We start from the raw sequence: 1,546 nt of genomic DNA on the forward strand, positions 1-1,546 counted from the left end.
CTTGGCTGTATATCAAGTTCTTGAGTCTGTTTACGTCGGACAGCATGACGGTCTTCAACATTTTTTTTCTTTCGACCTATTTCTTGAATGCGTTCGTGATGTATGCGGTTCTGAGAAAATTGAGAGTTAACCTTTTTCTGGCGGTTGCCGTCGCGTATCTGTTTACGTTTCTTCCTTTCCATTATTGGCGGCTTCCTCATACGTTTTATGCCGGGTATTTTTTTATTCCCCTATGGATTTATTATCTGCTGCTGCTGCATAACAAAAAGCCTCTTTTTTTTAAAAGAGGGGCGAATGAGGGCAGATATTCGTTTGATTATTCCAAGAAAAATCTGGGGGTTATCGCTGTTTTAATCCTTTCGTCGACATGGAATTTTTATTACACCTTCTTTTTGGCCTTTCTGATTGCGTTTGCGTTGGTCTCGAGTTATCTGTACCATAAAAACCGATACCATGTGTATTCTGCATTATTGGTTTTTGCGTTTGCCGTCGTGCCGTTTGCTATGAACATGCTCCCTTACAAGCTTTATGAACATACCTATGGCAAAAACCTCAATGTCGCCCAGAGAAACGCGATCGAAGCGGAGACGCTGGGGCTGAGGATTACGTCGTTGCTCTTTCCTGCCGATTTTCATCGCAACAGCACATTGGCTGAATTCAAAGAAAGTTATTCTCATAAATCTCTTTTATTCAACGAGAGCGCCGATTCTACGCTCGGCTTCATCGGGTCGCTAGGTTTTTTGATTTTAATGATTGGGGTATTTTTCCAGAGCTATGTTTCAAAGACGCTCGGAAGACTTTCACAGCTCAACCTGGTGACGCTTTTATTATCGACGGTGGGGGGATTTGGGGTTGTTTTTGCGTATCTCGTGACCCCTCAGATCAGAGCCTATAACCGGATCAGCGTTTTTATCGCCGCATTGGCCTTTATGGCATTGGCGATCGTTATCAATCGGGCCGTTCGCAACCGCGTCCATAAGAGAATCTATGAGAACCTACTCTTTTTTCTGCTGGCGTCGGCCATCGGGGCTTTCGGTATTTGGGATCAGACTCCGGATGTTGAAAGCTTTAGGATTACCGAAAAGTTCAAGACGGAGTATTTGTCGGACAAAGGGTTCGTAGAGAAGATAGAGGGTACGTTTGAGGGGGCGCAAAAGGTTCAGATCGCACAATTTCCGTATTTGAACTATCCGGAGAGTGCGGGTGTGCATCAGATGAACAGTTATGAGCAGATATACGGTTATTTGCACAGCAAAAACATCCATTGGTCATACGGGGCTGTACGGGGGAGGGAAGCCGATGCATGGTTGAGCGATTTATCGCGTAAACCGGTCGATGTGCAAGTTAGAACACTGGAAGACGCGGGATTTTCGGGCTTGGTCATCAACCGGAACGGATATGCTGATAACGCTCAGGCAATCGAACAAACCTTAAGGGAACTATTGCAGGTCACCCCTATCGTCAGCGATAATCAGAAATTGGCGTTTTTCAAACTGAATCCTCGCGGACATACCATCATAATGCCGCCGGTTTTCAACGGTTTTTA

At 45.1% G+C, this 1,546-nt stretch carries 1 protein-coding gene; it reads left to right on the top strand.

The window, feature by feature from the left end; translation table 11 throughout:
* The coding region (locus JU82_RS05480) for a hypothetical protein (protein ID WP_037947660.1) at positions 1–1,546 on the top strand (1,546 nt) is incomplete at both ends.

Source organism: Sulfuricurvum sp. MLSB, from assembly GCF_000747095.1.
GTDB lineage: Bacteria > Campylobacterota > Campylobacteria > Campylobacterales > Sulfurimonadaceae > Sulfuricurvum.